At 38.0% G+C, this 22,080-nt stretch carries 16 protein-coding genes; 8 read left to right on the top strand and 8 right to left on the bottom strand.

The features are described from left to right. Positions 1–107: 107 nt before the first annotated feature. Complete coding sequence (locus AC4BBR_RS16165; protein WP_490460488.1) at positions 108–2,003, bottom strand: FAD-dependent oxidoreductase; 1,896 nt, start codon at positions 2,001–2,003, stop codon at positions 108–110. Positions 2,004–2,269: 266 nt separating this feature from the next. Here AC4BBR_RS16165 and pplA point away from each other — a divergent pair, with 266 nt between their 5' ends. The 3 genes from pplA to menA all read left to right on the top strand — a co-directional run bounded on the left by pplA (position 2,270) and on the right by menA (position 5,531). Continuing rightward, positions 2,270–3,199: an extracellular electron transfer flavoprotein PplA gene (gene pplA / locus AC4BBR_RS16160; protein ID WP_490460487.1), complete on the top strand. Its 930-nt coding sequence runs from the start codon at positions 2,270–2,272 to the stop codon at positions 3,197–3,199. Between the two features lie 293 nt (positions 3,200–3,492). After that, a complete protein-coding gene (locus AC4BBR_RS16155) occupies positions 3,493–4,566 on the top strand; it encodes an FAD:protein FMN transferase (protein WP_490460486.1) in 1,074 nt (357 codons plus the stop codon). 11 nt (positions 4,567–4,577) lie between these two features. Then, complete coding sequence (menA, locus tag AC4BBR_RS16150) at positions 4,578–5,531, top strand: 1,4-dihydroxy-2-naphthoate polyprenyltransferase (protein ID WP_490460485.1); 954 nt, start codon at positions 4,578–4,580, stop codon at positions 5,529–5,531. Positions 5,532–5,618: 87 nt separating this feature from the next. Here the strand turns inward: menA and AC4BBR_RS16145 are convergent, their stop codons facing one another. Then, complete coding sequence (locus AC4BBR_RS16145) at positions 5,619–6,599, bottom strand: LPXTG cell wall anchor domain-containing protein (RefSeq protein ID WP_490460484.1); 981 nt, start codon at positions 6,597–6,599, stop codon at positions 5,619–5,621. 135 nt (positions 6,600–6,734) lie between these two features. Then, positions 6,735–7,721, bottom strand: a complete 987-nt coding sequence (locus AC4BBR_RS16140) for a biotin--[acetyl-CoA-carboxylase] ligase (protein ID WP_490460483.1) — start codon at positions 7,719–7,721, stop codon at positions 6,735–6,737. A 191-nt stretch (positions 7,722–7,912) separates the two neighbouring features. Here AC4BBR_RS16140 and AC4BBR_RS16135 point away from each other — a divergent pair, with 191 nt between their 5' ends. Then, positions 7,913–8,125: a zinc ribbon domain-containing protein gene (locus AC4BBR_RS16135; protein WP_010762199.1), complete on the top strand. Its 213-nt coding sequence runs from the start codon at positions 7,913–7,915 to the stop codon at positions 8,123–8,125. A 58-nt stretch (positions 8,126–8,183) separates the two neighbouring features. Here the strand turns inward: AC4BBR_RS16135 and AC4BBR_RS16130 are convergent, their stop codons facing one another. From AC4BBR_RS16130 to AC4BBR_RS16120, 3 genes are all read right to left on the bottom strand, one after another. Next, entirely contained in the window at positions 8,184–8,987 is an 804-nt protein-coding gene (locus AC4BBR_RS16130; protein ID WP_490460482.1) for an ABC transporter ATP-binding protein, read from the bottom strand. Then, positions 8,987–9,937 carry an ABC transporter permease gene (locus AC4BBR_RS16125; protein ID WP_490460481.1) on the bottom strand — a complete coding sequence of 317 codons (951 nt, stop codon included), beginning with the start codon at positions 9,935–9,937 and terminating at the stop codon, positions 8,987–8,989. Before AC4BBR_RS16125 ends, AC4BBR_RS16130 begins: the two co-directional genes overlap by 1 nt. A gap of 71 nt (positions 9,938–10,008) precedes the next feature. Beyond that, a complete protein-coding gene (locus AC4BBR_RS16120; RefSeq protein WP_490460480.1) occupies positions 10,009–10,986 on the bottom strand; it encodes an ABC transporter substrate-binding protein in 978 nt (325 codons plus the stop codon). Positions 10,987–11,504: 518 nt separating this feature from the next. Between AC4BBR_RS16120 and AC4BBR_RS16115 the strand changes: the two genes are divergently transcribed. The 3 genes from AC4BBR_RS16115 to rpoC all read left to right on the top strand — a co-directional run bounded on the left by AC4BBR_RS16115 (position 11,505) and on the right by rpoC (position 19,853). Beyond that, on the top strand, positions 11,505–12,080 hold the full coding sequence (locus AC4BBR_RS16115) for a polymer-forming cytoskeletal protein (RefSeq protein ID WP_490460479.1): 576 nt from the start codon (positions 11,505–11,507) through the stop codon (positions 12,078–12,080). 363 nt (positions 12,081–12,443) lie between these two features. Beyond that, entirely contained in the window at positions 12,444–16,061 is a 3,618-nt protein-coding gene (rpoB, locus tag AC4BBR_RS16110) for a DNA-directed RNA polymerase subunit beta (RefSeq protein ID WP_490460478.1), read from the top strand. 138 nt (positions 16,062–16,199) lie between these two features. Then, positions 16,200–19,853 carry a DNA-directed RNA polymerase subunit beta' gene (gene rpoC / locus AC4BBR_RS16105; RefSeq protein ID WP_490460477.1) on the top strand — a complete coding sequence of 1,218 codons (3,654 nt, stop codon included), beginning with the start codon at positions 16,200–16,202 and terminating at the stop codon, positions 19,851–19,853. A gap of 46 nt (positions 19,854–19,899) precedes the next feature. Here the strand turns inward: rpoC and AC4BBR_RS16100 are convergent, their stop codons facing one another. Then, positions 19,900–20,619, bottom strand: a complete 720-nt coding sequence (locus AC4BBR_RS16100; protein ID WP_490460476.1) for a glucosamine-6-phosphate deaminase — start codon at positions 20,617–20,619, stop codon at positions 19,900–19,902. Positions 20,620–20,759: 140 nt separating this feature from the next. Between AC4BBR_RS16100 and msrA the strand changes: the two genes are divergently transcribed. Beyond that, positions 20,760–21,293, top strand: coding sequence for a peptide-methionine (S)-S-oxide reductase MsrA (gene msrA / locus AC4BBR_RS16095; protein ID WP_490462142.1), 534 nt, complete (start codon positions 20,760–20,762; stop codon positions 21,291–21,293). 40 nt (positions 21,294–21,333) lie between these two features. Here msrA and AC4BBR_RS16090 read toward each other — a convergent pair whose 3' ends face one another. Continuing rightward, positions 21,334–22,020 carry a prepilin peptidase gene (locus AC4BBR_RS16090; protein WP_490460475.1) on the bottom strand — a complete coding sequence of 229 codons (687 nt, stop codon included), beginning with the start codon at positions 22,018–22,020 and terminating at the stop codon, positions 21,334–21,336. Positions 22,021–22,080: the final 60 nt, after the last annotated feature.

Raw genomic sequence — 22,080 nt, 5'->3', positions numbered from 1 at the left:
TCTTTCCTCTCCTTTGTAGTTTTTAGTTTAATATATTCTATCATAATGAGAAAAGAAAGTTCTAGGAGTAAACCTAGAACTCTCTTAGATTTTTACTATAAAAGTAATTATTTACTACCGTATCTAGATTTAGGTGTTCCATACCACCATTTACCAAGTGTACGTTGTACCCAAGGGATAACCCAGCGGTCTAAACCTAGTGCACGTCCAGAACCATTCATTAAAGCGAATGCTACAAAGATAAACCAAATGTTAACCCAGTAGAACATACCTGAAAGACAGAAGGCAATTGTCAAACCAATTGTCGCTGCACTGCTTAACCAAGTGAATAATCCAGCAATCAATGCTAAAGCAATCAGGATTTCGACGATTGTCATGAATTTTTGCATGAATAACGCTACTTCTTGATTTGGCATCATGAATTTCATCACACTTTCAAACCATTTAGGCATATGTTCAAAGACTTGCATTGGTTCTTCACCGTATGCGTAGCTTAAACCAAACGTAGCTTTAGCAGTTTCTGTTGTTGCTTCACCTGCTGCAGAAGCTCCTGTTGTTACTTGTTCTTGTAACCATGGGAACGGAAATGCGACTTTATCGGTAAACCATGAACCATCACCGAACCAAGTGCTTGGCTTTAAGTAATCGCCAGTTCCAACAACTTTCTTCATAGCTTCAACTAACCAAACCATACCATAGAATACACGTAGAGGAACGCTCCATAGAACATTACCATAGCGAGAAGAATGCCCACGCGCCACATTACGGTCATCTTTAATATGGAAGAACTCGTGCATAATATATTGGAACATGTAATAACCAGAACGGATATCAAAGAAATATTTCAAGTTAACGATATGTTTCATAATAATGGCTAAGAAACCACTAAGATGGATTTTATCGAATAAGTTTGCCACGCCCCATTTTGAGCCGACAGAAACCATGAATCCTTGATAATTCCCTTTGAATTTGTGTTTTTCACTGCCTTTGATATCAGCTACAATATTTGCAGCCGCTGTGTGACCTGTTTGCTCAGCGGCTTGAACGATTTGCGGTGTTGGTGTTTCAGGGAACTCTTCGTAATATACCAAGTCACCAACAATATAAATATTTTTATCTTCATAACCTTTAGCCTGCATGTATTCATTTGCAATCAAACGATTACCACGAGCAGATTCTAAACCGAAGTCAGCAGCATCAGAAGTTGCTTTAACACCAGCAGTCCAAATCAATGTATGGGTTGCAACAGAAGAACCATCTTTTAACTTGATGTGATCAGCAGCCACTTCAACAATTGGCGCATTAAGTAGTAACTTAACATTTTTCTTCTCTAAATAACGTTCAGCTTTGGCTGCGTCATTACGAGATAACATGTTTAAAATTGTCGGCATTGCTTCAACGACCATTAATGTAAATTCATTAGGATCGAGTTTGAAGTCTTTTGCAAGACGATCTTTCCAGTCAATCAGCTCACCAATCATTTCAATACCAGTAAATCCTGAACCACAGACAACAAATGTTAGCATTGCTTTACGAACTTCCGGATCTGGTTCGATTGCCGCTTTTTCAACGGTTTCCAAAATATGTTCACGAATTTTCAGAGAGTTTTCAAACGACCATAGTGTAAAACCATGTTCCTTAACTCCAGGAGTACCAAAATCATTTGGCTCGCCACCCATACCGATAATTAATTGGTCAAATTCATAAGCACCTAACTTCGTTTGAACGACTTTTTTATCTTTATCGATACCAGTTACAGTGTCTGTTACAAGAGTGACATTCTTTTTACGTGAGAATAAACGTTGCAAATCATATTGTATCGCAGAAGGTTCAACACGTCCTCCAGCTACTTCATGCAACTCAGTCATCATGGTGTGGTAAGAATGACGATCAATTAAAGTAATCTCAACGTCAGAATCTTTTTTCAATTTTTTGGCTAAAAATTTAGTAGCTGAGACTCCAGCATAACCAGCTCCCACAACGACAATTTTTTGCTTTGTCATTGATAATCCGCTCCTTAAAAAAATAAAATAGAAAATGATAATAATTACACAATTGAATCCATTATATAGCGATATTCAGGTTTTGTCTAATAACAATTCTTAAATATAGGAAATAAATTTTTATTATTAAAAAGGAGTGAAAAACGGGTAAAAATTTGTCTTTCTTTTATAACTTTAATTGACTTAATTGTAATTTTCTATAGAATGTAAATTAGATCACAAACAAAATTTGTGGAACGTTTAAGAAAAGGAAAAGGTGAATAAAAATGAAAATGAACAAAATTGTAAAGGGCTTTACAGCTATCGCACTTTCATCTCTTTTATTAGCAGCATGTGGATCAGACGACAAAAAAGATACTGCGAAATCATCTGACTCAAGCACTGCAACATCAAAAACAGCTGATTCTTCTACAGTAGCAGAAAAAGAAGCTGGGGCTGATTTACAAGATGGTACGTATAAATTAGAAGAGAAAAATGAATCGAATGGTTACCGTGCAACATTTGAAATGACCGTTAAAGATGGAAAAATCACCGAATCTAAATATGATAACATCAACGCCGATGGTAAATCTAAAGCGGACGATAAAGAATATGAAGAGAAAATGAAAGACAAATCAGGCGTAGGTCCAGCTGAATATATTAAAGAATTAAACGATTCTTTTGTTAAAGCACAAAGCGCTGACGGTGTAGAAGTTGTAACTGGTGCGACTCATTCTAGTGAATCATTCCAAAACTATGCACAACAATTGATCCAAGCAGCTCAAGCTGGAGATACTAAAACAATCGAAATCGACAATGGTGCTGACCTTAAAGATGGTACGTATTCATTGAAAGAAAAAAATAACTCAAATGGTTACCACACTGAATTTTCAATCGTTGTTAAAGATGGTAAAGTAACTGAATCTAATTATGATAATGTGAACGACGAAGGCAAATCTAAAAAAGATGATGCTGAGTACAACAAAAGCATGAAAGATAAATCTGGTGTAGGTCCAGCTGAATACATCAAAACATTAAACGACGAGTTAGTTAAAGCTATGAACGAAGAAGACGGTTCTGCTGCAAATGTAGAAGTAGTAACAGGTGCGACTCACAGCTCTCACTCATTCGTAATCTACGCAGAACAATTAGTTAATGCTGCTGAAAAAGGCGACACTAACGAAATTGTTGTAGACAACATTGTGATGAAAAAATAATTTTTTTATAATGTAAATTGATAGATAATTATGTGCAGAATTCAGATACCTGTCTGGATTCTGCTTTTTGCTGTTCAACACTCTGATTGCTTCGTAGAGCAGATGCTGAACAGTACTTGGTGACCAGAAGGAGCGTTGCTCTATTGTCTTGACTCACACGGTACAATGTTCTCAAAGGAAACGTTGTCTGTTATTCACTAAAAAATGCAACCAATAAATAGAAAATCCTTTCCATTCATGAGAAAAAGCGCTACTATAAATAAGATAATTTTCTATTCAGAAAGAGGGATACAATGAAAAACAAAAAATCACTGATCATTTTAATAGTAGCATTATTTTTAGTTATTCTAGCAGGATGCAATTCGAAAGCTAAGGAGTCGAAAATTAATAAAGAACCTTATTCGGATCAGCAATCATTATTAGGAACATATGTCCAGGTGAGAATTTATGACGATGGTAAAGAAGATGTACTAGAAAAAGCCTTTGCTCGTGTCAAAGAATTAGGCGATAAAATCACTGTAAATGAAAAAGGCTCAGAAATAGATGCAATCAATGAACAAGCTGGGATCAAACCAGTTAAAGTTTCTGATGATGTTTATCCATTGTTGAAACGAGCGTATGAATATAGTGAAGATTCTTCTGGCGGTTTTGATATGGCTATTGGACCAATCACACAATTATGGCATATAGGATTTGATGATGCACGCAAACCTTCGCAAGAAGAAATTGACCAGGCGTTAAAATTAGTTGATTATCATAAAGTGAAATTAAATGATGAAGATAAAACCGTTTATCTTGAAGAAAAAGGTATGCAACTTGATTTAGGTGCGATTGCCAAAGGATTTATAACAGACGAAGTTGTAAAAGTGTTAAAAGAGAATGATGTAACCACTGCGATCGTGGATTTAGGTGGAAATGTTTATGTCCTAGGCCATAGTCCTCGCGGCAAGGATATGGATTGGAATGTTGGGATCCAAGATCCTAATAAAGCACGCAATTCAGTAATTGGAACAGTTCAAGAAAGTAACAAGACGTTAGTAACTTCTGGCATCTATGAGCGCTTTTTGGAAGCGGATGGTGAAAAATATCATCACTTATTTGATCCCAAAACAGGCTATCCTTTTGATAACGATATTGCTGGTGTCACAGTGGTGACGAATGAATCAATCGATGGTGATGGATTATCTACAGCGGTATTTTCTATGGGGGTTAAAAAAGGCTTAGAATATGCAGAAGGATTAAAAGATGTTGACGTAATTTTTGTTACTAAAGAGGATGAAGTGTTTGTAAGTAAAGACATTGAAAATGATTTTGAGTTAGGAAAAGATTCAGGTTATACGATGGGTGATCGTAAAAATCTGAAATAAGGAGAACGGATATGTCGTTGAAAGTATTTTTACAAGTAGTAGAAATTCAAACAAAGTTAGCAAGTTTTTTTCCGTTTGTAGTTGGGGTATTATTTTCTATTGCTTATTTTGATCAGTTTCAACTAGGATACACAGTCTTGTTTTTTGTTGGGATGGTCGTCTTTGATATGGCGACAACAGCGATCAATAACTATATGGACTTTAAGAAAGCGAAGTCTGAAATATATAAATATGAAGAAAATATTATTGGCAGTTCTGGGATTGCTCCAGTTTTTGTTAGAAATATGATCTTTGGAATGATCGCTTTTTCAGCAGCAATCGGGCTCTTTTTAACTGTTAAAACAGGATGGTTATTTTTGGTGATGGGGGGTGTATGCTGTTTTATTGGTATTTTTTACACATTTGGTCCGATCCCGCTCTCTCGAATGCCTTTAGGTGAGGTGTTTAGCGGATTTACCATGGGACTTGGTATTTTTGCGATGACAATTTATTTGAATGTTCAGGAGGGTCGTCCGTTTTATCTGATGCTTGACTGGAGTTTGGGAACATTCACTTTGAACGGAAATCTGTGGGCAGTATGTGCAATTATCTGGGCCTCGTTGCCGATGGTATTTACGATTGCGAATATCATGTTAGCGAATAACTTGAGGGACTTAGATACAGACATTGAGAATCATCGGTACACGTTGGTTTATTACATTGGTCGAAAGCAAGGCGTGATTTTATTTCAACTATTGATGTTGATGTGCTATGCCGTTACTTTGATTGGATTACCGTTTGGTGTATATCGCTGGCCGATTTTAACCGTATTTTTATCGTTGCCAGCTGTTTGGAAAAATCTTCAGGCGTTTAAAAAAGAGTTGCCACAGCCTAAAAGCTTTGGCTATTCGATAAAAAACTTGATGGCTTTTAATGGTAGCTATTTATTAGGATTACTGCTGACGATTGTTTTAGAAAAAATATAAATAAAAAGAAGGAAGCAGTATGTTGTACCAACAACGACTTTGCTTTCTTCTTTTTTACGATTTATTTTAACAACCCTTTTTCATAAACTACTTTTTATTTTTTTTACTTTTGATGAATAGAAATAGTATAGCTAATAAAATAATGGCAATACCAACAATTGAAAAGTACACAGTTTTCTTTTCTCCTGTATGTGGGAATAGACCTTTTTTCTTCTCTTCTTTTTTCTCAGAAGATGACTCAGTATTTTTCACTGGTTTAGAAGTATCTGTGGTTCCAGTTGCTCCTGCAAAGGCTTTATCGGTCAATGTGTAGACTGGTGAGTAGTCACCTGATTCAGAATTGAACGCAGCGAAACTAAAGTTCTCTTGGTAAGGAAGGGTGAAGGAACCTTCAGCGTCTGTTGTAGTCGAATGACTAGGGACTGTTAATGGATAAAGTTCTTTGATCGTTGCAGCAGTTAGGCCTAATAGGCTATCCACACTATAACCAATAATAGATAAGCCTTTTGTTGAACCGCCATCGGTAGAAAGCACTTTGCCTTTAACCTCATTATTTTCTGAATTATAAGAAATAAATTGGATATCGTAGGATGGAGCGGCTTTGATTACAGTGTAGCCCATCTCCAGAGTAACTTTTTGTTTCTCCCCTTGACCTTCTTCTAAAGGATAAATCATGAAGCTGACTTTTACTCTATTTTTACCTAAAGTTTTTGTTGAAGGTTCTTCCAAAAGCTTGAGTTCTCTATACGCAGCTCCATGAGATGAAGCATCATCATGCAACATTTCTGCAGTTACTTTTTCGCCTTGCGAAACAATTAGCGTTGAATCGACAAAATCTCCATAAGCAGTTGCCGCTGTGCTGGATGATTCTGTGGCACTTGAATTTACTGTGGAAGAAAAGCTGCTATCCACAGTTTTTGTGTAACTTTCTTCGGTAGCTTGTGTTGAATCGGCTACCGAAGAACTTTCAATTTTTGAATCCTCCGTTTTAGATAGCGTTTCCTCAGCAATGCTTGTGATAGGTAGAGCAAAGGATAGTACAACCAAACAAAAAACAAATTTTTTCATAACCATTCTCCTTTTTTTGTAACATTCGTATTATTAGCAATGTAAATGTAACATAAATGAAATATAGAGCAAATACTTGTAAGGGAAAATGATGTTTTCTTAAGGAAATCTTAAGGTTTGTGTTTGGTGAGAAAACTAAATCGTCGGATTTATTTTACTTAAACTAATTTCTCCAGAAGAGAGCACCTTTTCAGTTTTATCTTGGAGCTTCACCACTAGTTCGCCATGCTCGTTGATTGCTGTGGCAATTCCTTCATAATCAACACCTGATTGTGCAAAGCAAACAGTTCTACCAAGGACAAATGATTTTTGGCGGTATTCTTCTAAAAAAGTTTCTTCAGGCAGTTGATTCAGTATACTATAAAATTGATTCCAGATTGCTCCGATCAATTCATTCCTTGTAATTGTAGGTTCTTTTTTTGGAAATAAAGAGCTTGCTTTTTCTCTTAGGTCCTCTGGGAATTCGTTTTGTTTTAAAGAAAAATTGATGCCCATACCAATAATGACGTTGGAAATTTGGCCTGTTTCTACATCGCTCATTGCTTCCGATAAAATCCCGCAGACTTTTTTTCCATCGATGTAAATATCATTGACCCATTTGATTTCAGTTTGTACGTGGGGGAGATTATCCATTGCACGGGCGATTGCTACTGCCATGATCACGGTATATTGCGCCATTTCTTCAAAGTTTTGGTTTGGTCTTAGCAGCATGCTCATGTAGATGCCGCTACCCGCTTTTGAGAAGAAAGGTCGGCCGAATCGTCCTTTGGGAGCTTCTTGGACATCTGCTATAATCAATGTATTATTGGGTTCACCGTTGATTGCGGCTAGCTTAGCATCTTTCATTGTAGACTCTGAAGAATTTAGAACAGTGATTGAAAGATTTGGTGTTGTAGGGTCTAAAGCTAAACGAATCCCCTCAGCGGACAAAACGTCTGATTTATCATAACAGTACCCTTTATTTCGGCTACTGGAAATAAGATGACCTTCTTTTTTTAGTTCGTTGATTGCTTTCCAAATCGCTGTTCGAGATAAAGAAAGTTGTTGCGCCATTTCTTCACCTGAAATAAACGCAGGTGCTTGTTTCATTAATAAAGTTAACACCTGACTTTTCGTAGACATAGACATCGCTCCTTTATAGTAGTTTCATTGTATCTGATGAGAGGAAGACGGGTCAACCGCAATACGCCTGAAAGAGGATGAAACAATCCTTCTTAGGATGTATGATTTCTTTTTGAAAGCTTGCTATACTTATGAGGTAGGAACGAAGAATAATATCTTAGTAATATAATGAAGAGATGGAGTGGGGAAGAATGGAAAAGCAACAGTATATTTGTGATAAGTGTGGAAATGAACATTATGTTTCGGATCAGTTTCAAGCAACAGGAGGAAACTTTGCGAAAATATTTGATGTACAAAATAAAAAATTTATTACAGTCAGTTGTACGAGATGCGGATTTACGGAATTATACCGTGGACAAACATCAGATGGCTGGAATGTTTTAGACTTTTTAATCGGTGGTTAATAGCCTCTAAATAAAAAAAGGAGCTCAAGTGCATGGTGCGCTCGAACTCCTTTTTTACTTAAATTAACAATAATTGATCGTCTTTTAATTCGGTGCCGCTATTTTTATGGAACATTTCCATCAATTCATTGACAGTCAAATCTTTTTTCTGATCGGCAGGTACATCGACTACGACTTGACCTTGATGAAGCATGATTAGGCGGTTGCCGTAACGAATTGCATCTTCCATGTCGTGTGTTACCATAAATGCCGTTAAATTTTGCTCTTGGATCAATTTTTCAGTCAGCTCCATGACCGTGATTGATGTTTTAGGATCAAGTGCTGCAGTATGTTCATCTAGCAAAATCAATTCTGGACGAATCAAGGTCGCCATGAGTAACGTAATTGCTTGACGTTGTCCGCCGGATAGTAAACCAATTTCTGAACCTAAACGATTTTCTAGCCCTAAATTCAAGCTGGCTAATTGTTTCTTGAAGAAACTGCGGTCATTTTTGCGAACACCATTTCCCAAACCGCGTTTTTTTCCACGTTTCATAGCAAGTGCCATGTTTTCTTCTACCGTTAGACGAACAGCGGTCCCCATCTTAGGATCTTGGAAAACACGGCTGATTTGTTTTGAACGGGCGACGACACGCTGTTTTGTGATGTCTTTGCCGTTTAAAGCTAAATGACCTTCTTCGATCGGTAACGTTCCAGCGATACTGTTTAGCAAAGTAGATTTACCAGCGCCATTTCCACCGATGATCGTAATGAATTCCCCTTGATTGATAGTTAAATTAATTCCTTTTAATACATGGTTTTCATTGACTGTTCCGCGTTCAAAATATTGGTGTAAGTTTTTGATTGTTAGTACAGGCTCCATTAATTTGTGCCTCCTTTACGTTTTCCTAGTTTAGAAAAGCCTAATTTTTTTTGAATCAGAGGTGAAGAGAGACAGATGACCAGAATGATTGCTGAGAATAATTTTAGGTCTGCCGGATCAACACGCAGTTCTAACACACAAGCGAGGATAAATCGGTACAAAATAGCCCCAACCACAATCGTGATCAAACGCAAACCTAGTGATTTGTTTTTGAAGAGAACTTCTGCAATGATGATTGAAGCAAGGCCAATAACGATTGTTCCAATGCCGGAATTCAAATCAGCAAAGTTATTATTTTGTACAAGTAAAGCACCAGATAAAGCGATACAACCATTTGAAAGCATATAGCCGATGATCTTCATAGTGTCTGTTTTGATTCCGTTGGCTTCACTCATGTCGATGTTGTCACCAGTTGCACGAGTGGCCAAACCAATTTCTGTTTTAAAGAATAGCACAAGTAAAACGATGACTAAAAGTACAATGATCGAGCCGACAACTATCGCACTGTTGACTTTAGTAAAACCTAATGACTGAGCATGAGAGAAAATTGAATCTGTCCCAATCAAAGAAATGTTTGGAGCGCCCATAATTCGTGAATTGATACTGTAAAGTCCAGTCATTGTGATGATTCCGGCTAATAGAGCGGGGATTTTTAATTTGGTGTGTAGCAGTCCTGACACAAGACCTGCCAACATGCCAGCAATAAAAGCAAAAAGTAATGCGAAAATCGGCGCTATCATATAATGAATTTCAAATAAAGATTGGATCGGCGCTGGCCAAGTAGTAGGATCTTTTGCTAAAATGACTGCAGCCACAGCACCGCCTAAAGGGAAACTTCCTTCTGTTGTTAAATCAGCAATGTCTAAAATACGGTAAGTTAGAAAGACTCCAATGGCAAGTAACGACCAAAGAAGACCTTGTGATGTTGAGGATAGTAGTATGTCTAACAATAAAATCAGCTTCTTTCAATAATATTTATGTATTTCCCGCAGTTCTTGATTGAAGTGCGGGAAAAATTCAATTAGGGTGCTTTGATAGTATCCGGATCGATATCTAAGGCTTTTGCCATGTCTTTATTTACGAAAAGTTTTAAGTCTTTCGCTTTTTCAACAGGCATGTCCTCAGGTTTTGCTTCGCCTTTAAGAATTTTCGCCGCCATAACACCTGTTTGTTTGCCTAGTGATTTATAATCGATTCCCACAGTTGCCAAACCGCCTTCTTCGACTTGTTCGATTGAACCTGCAATGACAGGGATTTTGTTTTCTTTGGCTACTTCACCGATAACAGCAGCGGCTGAAGCGAAAGTATTATCTGTTGGGATATAAATGGCATCGACATCTTTTGCTAAGCTTGTCGTTACTTGTTGTACGTCATTCGTTGAATTTGCCGTTAAAATTTTTGCTTTGATCCCAGCTTCTTTTAAGGCTTTTTCAGCCATATCAGCTTGGATTTTAGAATTCGCTTCCCCTGCGTTGTACATAATTCCCACAGTTTTAGCATCAGGAACAATAGTCAATAATAAGGCGATTTGTTTGTCGATTGGGACTATATCGGTTGTTCCTGTAACATTGCCACCTGGTTTTTCATCTGATTTGACTAATTTAGCGCTGACTAAGTCAGTAACTGCTGTGACTAGGATTGGAATATCCGTCGTTTCGTTCAATAATGATTGCGCGGCAGGTGTTGCGATTCCTAAAAGTAGGTCTGGTTTTCCTTTAACTAATTTTTCGCTCATGCTTTTTAATTGGGCTTGATCGTTTTGGGCGTTGCTGTATTCAATCGTCAGATTTTCGCCATCCTTAAAGCCATTATCCGCTAAACCTTCTTTGAATCCTTCAAACGCAGCATCTAGTGAGCCATGCTCAACAGGTTGTAACACACCGATTTTTTTACTGTCACTATCTGTTCCGTTGTCTGCTTTTTTGCCATCGCCACATGCGCCAAGCGCCAATAATGCTACTGCTGAGACAATACTTAGTCCTACTAGTTTCTTTTTCATCTTGATTCCTCCAATTATAGTTAATAAAACAAAAAATCCATTCAGACAGTATGCCTAAATGGATTGATAAAAGTCGTAGGTAAACACTTCTTTATTCGCCACTTAGGATTGTCTACGTGGCTGTTTGTTCAGTACAAAGCGCTCTAGCCATCAATAGATACAAAAACAGGTTTTTGCTGTTTGTACCCATGATTTCATGAATACAAAACTATCTAAAATAGCTAAAGTAAGCGTTATTCAGTTGTGGGTTGATTGAATATATCATAAAAAATCCCTCCGCAAATTGAATTATATTCAGTATAATTGAAAGGGTAACAAGTTGTCAACAGATTATTTTAAATTTTCTGAACATTTGTGTGGTGAGTAGAAATGAAAATAGATAAAATAAAGGGAACTTGTGAATTTTTTAAATTAGTAGGGATCGGCTACAAGTTAAAGTAGATATCTTTGTGAATTTTTTTGAGTTCATGCTAAAATTTAATTGATAAAATAGATAGCAAAAAATTAGGAGGATGTATATGATTTCAAAAAAATTGGTTACACTTGGTACATTAGCAGCAACTGTATTAGTATTAGGCGCATGTAACAGCGATGATAAATCTTCTAAAGATAGTTCATCTGATAGTAAAACAGAAGAAACGTCAATGAGCTCAAGTATGGACGCGGTAAGTGGTGCATCAATCAGTGATAAACCAGAAGTAATTGAAAAAGCGTTAGGCAAAGAGGGGAACTGGATCGTTGCGGCAACGGCAGACGTTTCTTTTGATAAAGATGTGACTGTTTCAGGAGAATTTCATGATAAAGGTGAAGAATCCGGCGATATTTATAGAAAATTAGCATTATATGCACAAGACTCAGACCGTAAAGTGACGGATGAATACACATTAACTGTTCCTGAATTAATTGTTGAGACAGAAAACTTTAATATCGTTAACGGAATGGTTAAAGGGGATATTTTAGTCAAAGCAGATGGTTTTGTTTTAAATGGAACAAAAGTGGATGGTAAAGTGACGTTTGAAAAAGAAGAATATAAAGCTTCTGCTACATTAGATAAAGAAGGCGCGGAAGTAACTGGAGACGTAACTGTTAAATAAGCTCGTTTTTTTAGAAAATGTAAGAAGGCACTCGATTTTATCGGGTGTCTTCTTTGTGGAATTCGAATATTTTACGTTTCCGAAAACCCTTGACTTTTACTATAGAAGAAAGTACAATGTAAAGATGCAAAAACTATCTGAAAAATGACAAAGCAGGAGCGAAATATTGTCCGTTCCGGTTTTTAATAGGGAAACAAAAGTAGAGACGCACGAGAAATTTTCAAGAGCACATTCTATTTTTGGTTTTTTTTTGCCTAAAAACTGCAAAAAATGCTCAATATTACAGATATTTAATATTTGTAATATTAAAGAAATATTTTCGGTTAGTGTTTTGATAGACTTTTAATTAGAGGAGTGAAGAGCTTGGCTGGACACGTAGTAAAATACGGAAAACACCGCGAACGTAGAAGTTTCGCCCGGATCAGTGAAGTGTTGGAATTACCCAACTTGATCGAGATTCAAACAGACTCTTACCAATGGTTTTTAGATGAAGGACTAAGAGAAATGTTTGAGGACATTTTACCGATCGATGATTTTCAAGGGAATTTATCTTTGGAATTTGTGGATTATGAATTAAAAGAACCAAAGTATACGGTAGAAGAAGCGCGTGCGCATGATGCAAACTACTCTGCACCGTTACATGTTACTCTACGATTGACGAACCGTGAATCTGGAGAAATCAAATCACAAGAAGTATTCTTCGGTGATTTCCCTCTAATGACTGAAATGGGAACATTTATCATCAATGGTGCAGAACGTGTTATCGTTTCTCAATTAGTGCGTTCACCAGGTGTTTATTTCCATGGAAAAGTAGATAAAAATGGTAAAGAAGGCTTTGGCTCAACAGTGATCCCTAACCGTGGTGCATGGTTAGAAATGGAAACTGATGCGAAAGACATCTCTTACGTACGTATTGACCGTACACGTAAAATTCCTTTGACTGTATTAGTTCGTGCCTTAGGTTTTGGCTCTGACGATACAATTTTTGAAATTTTCGGTGAAACATTAAGCCTGCGCAATACAATCGAAAAAGATTTACACAAAAACGCGAGCGATTCTCGTACTGAAGAAGGCTTGAAAGACATTTACGAGCGTCTACGACCTGGCGAACCAAAAACAGCCGACAGTTCTCGTAACTTGCTGAACGCTCGTTTCTTCGATCCGAAACGTTATGATTTAGCGAACGTTGGTCGTTACAAAGTCAACAAAAAATTAGATCTAAAAACTCGTCTATTGAACCTAACTTTAGGAGAAACATTGATTGATGCTGAAACTGGTGAAATCATTGTTGAAAAAGGTACTGTATTGACTCACCAAGTAATGGAAACATTAGGTGAACATATCGATAACGGCTTAAACAGCGTAACCTATTACCCAAGTGAAGATGGTGTGGTTACTGAGCCAATGACGGTTCAAGTAATCAAAGTTCTTTCTCCAAAAGATCCAGAACGCATCGTCAACGTCATCGGTAATGGTTACCCTGATACAAGTGTAAAAACAGTTCGTCCAGCAGATATCGTGGCTTCAATGAGTTATTTCTTTAACTTACAAGAAGACATCGGTAACGTGGATGATATCGATCACTTAGGTAATCGTCGTATTCGTTCAGTTGGTGAATTACTACAAAACCAATTCCGCATTGGTTTAGCTCGTATGGAGCGTGTGGTTCGTGAAAGAATGTCGATTCAAGACACTGAAACATTGACACCACAACAATTGATCAATATTCGTCCTGTTGTTGCAAGTATCAAAGAATTCTTTGGTTCTTCTCAGTTATCACAATTCATGGATCAAACAAATCCTCTAGGTGAGTTGACACACAAACGTCGTCTATCTGCCTTAGGACCTGGTGGTTTGACTCGTGACCGTGCCGGCTATGAAGTTCGAGACGTTCACTATTCCCATTATGGCCGTATGTGTCCGATCGAAACACCTGAGGGACCAAATATCGGGTTGATCAATAGTTTGTCAAGTTATGCCAAAGTCAATAAATTTGGTTTTATTGAAACGCCTTATCGTCGTGTTGACCGTGCAACAGGAAAAGTAACCGATCAAGTGGATTACTTAACTGCTGACACAGAGGATCACTACATCGTAGCGCAAGCAAACTCACGTTTAAATGAAGATGGCTCATTCGCTGAAGAATTAGTAATGGCTCGCCTGCAAAGTGAAAACCTTGAAGTGACGATCGATAGAGTCGATTACATGGACGTTTCACCTAAACAGGTAGTTGCAGTCGCTACAGCATGTATTCCTTTCTTGGAAAACGATGACTCCAACCGTGCCTTGATGGGAGCCAACATGCAACGTCAAGCTGTGCCTTTGATCCAACCTCGTTCACCACTTGTGGGAACTGGTATGGAATACAAATCAGCACATGACTCGGGTGCCGCTTTACTATGTAAACATGATGGTGTCGTTGAATATGTGGATGCATCAGAAGTACGCGTTCGCCGTGACAATGGCGCATTAGATAAATATATGGTAACAAAATTCCGTCGTTCAAATTCAGGTACAAGTTACAATCAACGTCCAATCGTTCTTTTAGGCGAAAAAGTTGAAAAAGGCGATACATTAGCAGACGGACCTTCTATGGAAGAAGGCGAAATGGCTTTAGGTCAAAACGTCCTTGTTGGATTCATGACTTGGGAAGGGTATAACTACGAGGATGCGATCATCATGAGCCGTCGTTTGGTGAAAGATGATGTTTATACTTCTATTCATATTGAAGAATATGAATCAGAAGCTCGCGATACTAAATTAGGCCCTGAAGAAATCACGCGTGAAATTCCAAACGTCGGAGAAGATGCATTAAAAGATCTTGACGAAATGGGGATTATCCGTATTGGTGCAGAAGTCAAAGATGGCGACCTATTAGTAGGGAAAGTAACGCCTAAAGGGGTAACAGAGTTATCTGCTGAAGAACGTTTACTACATGCAATCTTTGGTGAAAAAGCACGTGAAGTTCGTGATACATCTCTACGTGTGCCTCACGGTGGTGGCGGGATCGTTCATGATGTGAAAATCTTTACTCGTGAAGCTGGAGACGAATTATCTCCAGGCGTAAACATGTTAGTTCGTGTGTATATTGTTCAAAAACGTAAAATCAACGAAGGCGATAAAATGGCTGGACGTCACGGTAATAAAGGGGTTGTATCCCGCATTATGCCGGAAGAAGATATGCCATTCTTACCAGACGGCACACCAATCGATGTCATGTTGAACCCATTAGGGGTACCATCACGTATGAATATCGGACAAGTACTAGAATTGCACTTGGGTATGGCTGCTCGTCAGTTAGGTATCCACATTGCAACACCTGTATTCGATGGCGCCAATGATGATGACGTTTGGGAAACAGTTCGTGAAGCGGGTATGGCTCGTGATGCGAAAACGGTTCTTTATGACGGACGTACAGGTGAACCATTTGATAACCGTATCTCTGTTGGTGTGATGTATATGATTAAATTGGCCCACATGGTTGATGATAAATTACATGCCCGTTCTATTGGACCATACTCACTTGTTACTCAACAACCACTTGGAGGTAAAGCTCAATTTGGTGGACAACGTTTTGGGGAAATGGAAGTATGGGCACTGGAAGCATACGGTGCAGCTTACACACTACAAGAAATCTTAACGTACAAATCTGATGACGTAGTTGGTCGTGTGAAAACATACGAAGCAATCGTTAAGGGTGAACCAATTCCAAAACCAGGCGTACCAGAATCATTCCGCGTATTGGTAAAAGAATTACAATCACTTGGATTAGATATGCGTGTATTAGACATTGAAGAACAAGAAATCGAATTGCGTGATATGGACGATGATGATGATGACTTGATCACCGTTGATGCCCTAACAAAATTCGCAGAACAACAATCAGCGAAACAATTAGAAAAAGAAGCAGCGGAAGCGAAAGAAGCAGCTGATGCAGTGCTTGAACAAGAAATAGAAACTGCTGAAGATACAAAAGACTAATTGTTTTACATTTTGTATAAAGTGACAATGAAATCCGTTAGTTAAGAGCTAGAAAGATTAACATAATTGTTTCTAGTTCCAAACTACGGTGAATAGCTCATTCAGCTTTTCTAACTAATTGAATGGAGGGAATCCCTTTTGATCGATGTAAATAAATTCGAAAGTATGCAAATAGGTTTAGCTTCTCCAGAAAAGATCAGAAGCTGGTCTTACGGTGAAGTAAAGAAACCCGAAACGATTAACTACCGTACGTTAAAACCTGAACGTGAAGGTTTGTTCTGTGAACGCATTTTCGGCCCAACTAAAGACTGGGAATGTGCTTGTGGAAAATATAAACGTATTCGTTATAAAGGTATCGTTTGTGACCGTTGTGGTGTAGAAGTAACTCGTTCTAAAGTTCGTCGTGAACGTATGGGACACATCGAGTTAGCAGCACCTGTTTCACATATCTGGTATTTCAAAGGTATTCCATCTCGTATGGGGCTTGTATTAGACATGAGTCCTCGTGCCTTAGAAGAAATTATTTACTTTGCATCTTATGTAGTAATTGATGCCGGAGATACATCTTTAGAGAAAAAACAATTATTAACAGAGCGTGAATACCGCGATAAACGTGATCAATATGGTCAAGGTTTTACTGCTGCAATGGGTGCAGAAGCGGTTAAACAATTATTGGATAATGTTGATTTAGATGGCGAAGTTGCTGGTTTGAAAGAAGATTTGAAAACAGCACAAGGTCAGAAAAGAACACGTGCGATCCGTCGTTTGGATATTTTAGAAGCATTCCGTGCTTCTGGAAACTTACCGAGCTGGATGGTTATGGATGTTATTCCTGTAATCCCGCCAGATTTACGCCCAATGGTTCAACTAGAAGGTGGACGTTTTGCGACAAGTGATTTGAATGACTTATACCGTCGTGTAATCAACCGTAACAATCGTTTGAAACGTTTATTAGATTTAAATGCGCCAAATATCATTGTTCAAAATGAAAAACGTATGTTGCAAGAAGCGGTCGATGCGTTGATCGATAATGGTCGTCGTGGTCGTCCTGTTACAGGACCAGGTAACCGTCCATTAAAATCTTTATCTCATATGTTGAAAGGGAAACAAGGTCGTTTCCGTCAAAACTTATTGGGTAAACGTGTGGATTACTCTGGTCGTTCAGTTATCGTCGTAGGACCTAACCTTAAAATGTACCAATGTGGGTTGCCTAAAGAAATGGCAATTGAATTATTCAAACCATTTGTAATGCGTGAATTAGTTCAACGCGAAATTGCAACAAACATCAAAAATGCAAAACGTAAAATCGAACGCGGAGAAGATGAAGTTTGGGATATCTTAGAAGAAGTGATTCAAGAGCATCCAGTATTGCTTAACCGAGCACCTACACTTCACAGACTGGGGATTCAAGCCTTTGAACCAGTGTTAGTTGAAGGTCGTGCAATCCGTCTTCACCCATTAGTATGTGAAGCCTACAATGCCGATTTCGATGGAGACCAAATGGCCGTTCACGTTCCATTGAACGAAGAAGCGCAAGCAGAAGCACGTATGCTGATGTTAGCTGCTCAAAATATTTTGAATCCAAAAGATGGTAAACCAGTTGTAACCCCTTCTCAAGATATGGTCTTAGGAAACTATTACCTAACAATGGAAGAAGAAGGTCGTGAAGGGGAAGGCATGATCTTCCGTGACATGAACGAAGCTGTTTTAGCATGGCGTAATGGATACGTGCATTTACATTCACGTATCGGTGTTCAAACAACATTACTTGGCGACAAACCATTTACAGATTGGCAAAAAGAACGTATCCTAATCACAACTGTAGGTAAGATTATCTTTAATGAAATCATGCCTGTAGAATTCCCATATTTGAATGAACCAACAGATTACAACTTAACGGTGCAAACACCTGACAAGTATTTTGTAGAGGCTGGTACAGATATTCCTACTCACATTAAAGAGCAAGAATTAGTCTTACCATTCAAGAAGAAAAACTTAGGGAATATCATCGCTGAAGTCTTCAAGAGATTCCATATCACTGAAACTTCTAAGATGCTTGATAGAATGAAAGACTTGGGGTATAAACATTCGACTCATGCTGGGATGACCGTTGGTATCGCTGATATCATGGTATTGCATGAGAAACAAGAAATCATTGATGATGCCCACAAACAAGTAGAAAATATCACGAAACAATTCCGTCGTGGTCTAATTACAGATGACGAACGTTATGAACGTGTTATTGCTGTTTGGAACAAAGCTAAAGATGAAATTCAACAAAAACTGATTGAAAGTATGGATGCTAAAAATCCAATCTTCATGATGTCAGATTCTGGGGCCCGTGGTAACATCTCCAACTTTACTCAGCTTGCTGGTATGCGTGGACTGATGGCCGCACCGAACGGACGTATCATGGAACTGCCGATCATCTCGAACTTCCGTGAAGGACTTTCTGTCTTAGAAATGTTTATCTCTACCCATGGCGCTCGTAAAGGGATGACCGATACAGCCTTGAAGACAGCCGATTCAGGTTACTTGACTCGTCGTTTAGTTGACGTTGCCCAAGATGTTATTATTCGTGAAGACGATTGTGGAACTGACCGTGGTCTAGTCATCCAATCCATTCGTGAAGGAAATGAAATCATTGAACCTTTAGAAGAACGTTTACTTGGACGTTATACTCGTAAATCAGTGATGCATCCTGAAACTGGTAAAATGATTATTGGCGAAGATCAACTGATTTCAGAAGATCTTGCAAGAGAAATCGTTGATGCTGGTGTTGAAACTGTAACGATCCGTTCCGTATTTACATGTAACACGAAACATGGCGTATGTAAACACTGTTACGGCCGTAACTTAGCAACTGGTTCAGGTGTTGAAGTTGGGGAAGCAGTTGGTACTATTGCCGCTCAATCAATCGGAGAGCCAGGTACTCAGTTAACAATGCGTACGTTCCATACAGGTGGGGTTGCCGGAGATGATATTACACAAGGTCTACCTCGTGTCCAAGAAATCTTTGAAGCACGTAATCCTAAGGGACAAGCAGTTATCACAGAAGTTACCGGTGAAGTGATCGATATTTCAGAAGATCCTGCAACACGTCAAAAAGAAGTAACGATCAAAGGGAAAACTGATACTCGTACGTATACAGTTCCTTATACAGCTCGTATGAAAGTTGCTGAAGGCGATACGATCCATCGTGGTGAACCATTGACGGAAGGGTCGATCGATCCTAAACAATTATTACAAGTTCGCGATGTTTTATCAGTTGAAAACTACCTATTGCGTGAAGTACAACGTGTTTACCGTATGCAAGGGGTGGAAATCGGCGATAAACATATCGAGGTAATGGTTCGTCAAATGCTTCGTAAAGTTCGTGTCATGGATCCAGGTGACACTGAAATCTTACCAGGTACATTACTAGATATCGCTGAATTTAAAGATCGTAACTACGACACATTAGTAGCTGGTGGCGTTCCTGCAACAAGTCGTCCAGTCTTACTAGGAATCACAAAAGCATCATTAGAAACAAATAGTTTCTTATCTGCTGCGTCATTCCAAGAAACGACTCGTGTGTTAACAGATGCTGCGATCCGTGGTAAAAAAGACCCATTACTTGGTTTGAAAGAAAATGTTATCATTGGTAAGATCATCCCAGCTGGTACTGGTATGGCTCGTTACCGTAATATGGAACCAAAAGAAGTTGGCGTAGCGAGCGAAAATGTTTACAGTATCTCTGATATTGAAGCACAAATGGCTGCTGAAGATGCGTTGAATGAGTTGAATAAATAATTAAATAGCAAAAGGCTTGAAATCAATTGATTTCAAGCCTTTTTAATTAGTTCAGTTCTGATGCAGCTTCTTGATCTAAGACAATCGTTAAATTAGGGTGAGTTTGTAGTAAAGAGGCAGGGACTTCATTTGTAACTGGGCCGAAGAAAGCTTGTTTGATGATTGCAGCTTTTTTCTTTCCTGTGGCAAAGAGTACGATTTCTTTTGCCTGCATCACGCTTTTTGGTCCCATCGTAACATAAAAGTCTGGACGCTCATTTTCATCGCCGCCGACCTCGCTTAATAAAATATCTTTCATATTCTCAGTAGCATTTTCTCCTACATAAGAAGTTAGGTCTTCAAATTTTGTTGTACCTGGTAAGTTTCCGCAATAATGCCCATCTGCTCCGATCCCTAATAAAATCAAGTCCAATCCACCATCTTGTTCAATTCTTAAATCTTGAGATTTGTAGTTGGTTTCATCTAGTGGATGGATCTGATTCTCCGGAATTTCTGCTGGCTTAAAGAAGAGGTTATTGAGATTCGTCATTGTTACACCATAGCCTTTTTTCTGTTTGAATGGAATCTCGTCGAAGTTGTAATAATGAACATTATCAAAATAGTCCTTATTCTTTACATCAGCGATCAAGTATTCGTACATTTTAACAGGGGTTGAGCCAGCTGTGATCGCTAAGTTCACTCGTTTTTTCTGATACATTTTTCCTAATAAAATATTAGCGGCTACGCGGCTCATTTTTTCATAGTTTTCTTCAATGATGATTTTCATTTTTTTCACATCGCTTTCTTTTTATTAAATCTATCATGTGGGAACCATCCCATGTCAATGGATATTTTATTCTAGGCAAATCAATATCATTATTCCTTTATTCGGATTATGATAAAGTAAAAAGAAGAGGTGAAGTGATGATGGAACATAACTATGAAAAAGCAATTTTTGCTGGGGGCTGTTTTTGGTGTATGATTAAGCCTTTTGATACGCAACCTGGCATTGTTTCAGTAGTAGCTGGATATACAGGGGGGCATGTTGAAAATCCAACCTACGAACAAGTTACAATAGGAACAACTGGCCATACAGAAGCCGTTGAAATAACGTATGATCCAGCAGTTATTTCATATGAGAAATTGGTAGAAATCTATTGGCAACAAACAGATCCAACAGATGCTTTAGGACAATTTGCTGATCGAGGTGAATCTTATCGTCCTGTTATTTTTTATTCAAATGAAACACAAAAAGAAACGGCAGAAAAATCAAAAATAGCATTGGAAACAAGTGGTCGATTCGCACAACCGATTGTGACTAAAATTGAACGAGCACAACCTTTTTACCCAGCAGAAGACTATCATCAAGAGTATTATAAAAAACATAGTATACACTACAATCTGTATAAAGAAGGCTCTGGACGTGCAGGGTTTATTCGGAAAAATTGGAAAGATAAATAACTTAGAAATTGAGACAGAAGCAGATTTTGCTTTTGTCTCATTATTTACATAAAAATACAAAAAATAGTCCAATGCTTAAAAATGGTACAAAGGGAAGTTGCGTTAATGTTCTCTTTAACACGAATTGATAAAATAATAAGAAAAGCAATCCACTGCTACTGGCAATAAATAATAAGGAAATCAGTGATTCGCTTCCTAAAAGTGCTCCCCATACAGTCAGCAAGAGAATATCTCCGCCTCCTACTGAATCAGGAAGGATATAGTTCAACCCATTTAAACTAAAGAAGATAATGATGCTTGTAAAAAAATAAGTTGGTAAACCTAAGTAAATGTGTCCGAGACATAACAAAACAGATGATAGATAGAATATTTTAGGTTCAACGATTAAATAGAAAATATCTGTTAAAGATAAGATAACGGCTGTGAATAGAAAGAAAAGAGAATACAACGGGTAAATAGATTTAGAAACTATAAAAAGAGGAAGCAAGCCGCAAATTATTTCACTGTAAACATAAATAGATGATAATTTATGTTTGCAATGACGGCAACGGAAATGGAGAAAAACAATAGAGATAATTGGAATCAATTCTAAAGGTGTTAATTTAGTCTGGCAATAAGAACAATGAGAAGCGGGAAATAAGATAGATTTCCCAACTGGGAGCCGCTCAGCAGCTAAACAAAGAAACGAACCAATCACAGAACCTAAGATAAAATAAATAATTAACATAAAAATCTCCTTTCATAAATAAATACGCAAATAAACGCTATTTTAACTAGACAATTCTTT

It is taken from the genome of Enterococcus sp. AMC1251 (assembly GCF_058216535.1).
Note: the sequence above shows the minus strand (reverse complement) of the source record. Positions and strands in the feature narration are given on the sequence as shown.

Coding starts and splice junctions, on each gene's coding strand:
- AC4BBR_RS16155 (WP_490460486.1), top strand. CDS start 3,493: ATGAAAAACAAAAAATCACTGATCATTTTAATAGTAGCATTATTTTTA.
- AC4BBR_RS16135 (WP_010762199.1), top strand. CDS start 7,913: ATGGAAAAGCAACAGTATATTTGTGATAAGTGTGGAAATGAACATTAT.
- AC4BBR_RS16165 (WP_490460488.1), bottom strand. CDS start 2,003: ATGACAAAGCAAAAAATTGTCGTTGTGGGAGCTGGTTATGCTGGAGTC.
- pplA (WP_490460487.1), top strand. CDS start 2,270: ATGAAAATGAACAAAATTGTAAAGGGCTTTACAGCTATCGCACTTTCA.
- AC4BBR_RS16120 (WP_490460480.1), bottom strand. CDS start 10,986: ATGAAAAAGAAACTAGTAGGACTAAGTATTGTCTCAGCAGTAGCATTA.
- AC4BBR_RS16130 (WP_490460482.1), bottom strand. CDS start 8,987: ATGGAGCCTGTACTAACAATCAAAAACTTACACCAATATTTTGAACGC.
- AC4BBR_RS16145 (WP_490460484.1), bottom strand. CDS start 6,599: ATGAAAAAATTTGTTTTTTGTTTGGTTGTACTATCCTTTGCTCTACCT.
- AC4BBR_RS16115 (WP_490460479.1), top strand. CDS start 11,505: ATGATTTCAAAAAAATTGGTTACACTTGGTACATTAGCAGCAACTGTA.
- menA (WP_490460485.1), top strand. CDS start 4,578: ATGTCGTTGAAAGTATTTTTACAAGTAGTAGAAATTCAAACAAAGTTA.
- AC4BBR_RS16100 (WP_490460476.1), bottom strand. CDS start 20,619: ATGAAAATCATCATTGAAGAAAACTATGAAAAAATGAGCCGCGTAGCC.
- msrA (WP_490462142.1), top strand. CDS start 20,760: ATGGAACATAACTATGAAAAAGCAATTTTTGCTGGGGGCTGTTTTTGG.
- AC4BBR_RS16140 (WP_490460483.1), bottom strand. CDS start 7,721: ATGTCTACGAAAAGTCAGGTGTTAACTTTATTAATGAAACAAGCACCT.
- AC4BBR_RS16090 (WP_490460475.1), bottom strand. CDS start 22,020: ATGTTAATTATTTATTTTATCTTAGGTTCTGTGATTGGTTCGTTTCTT.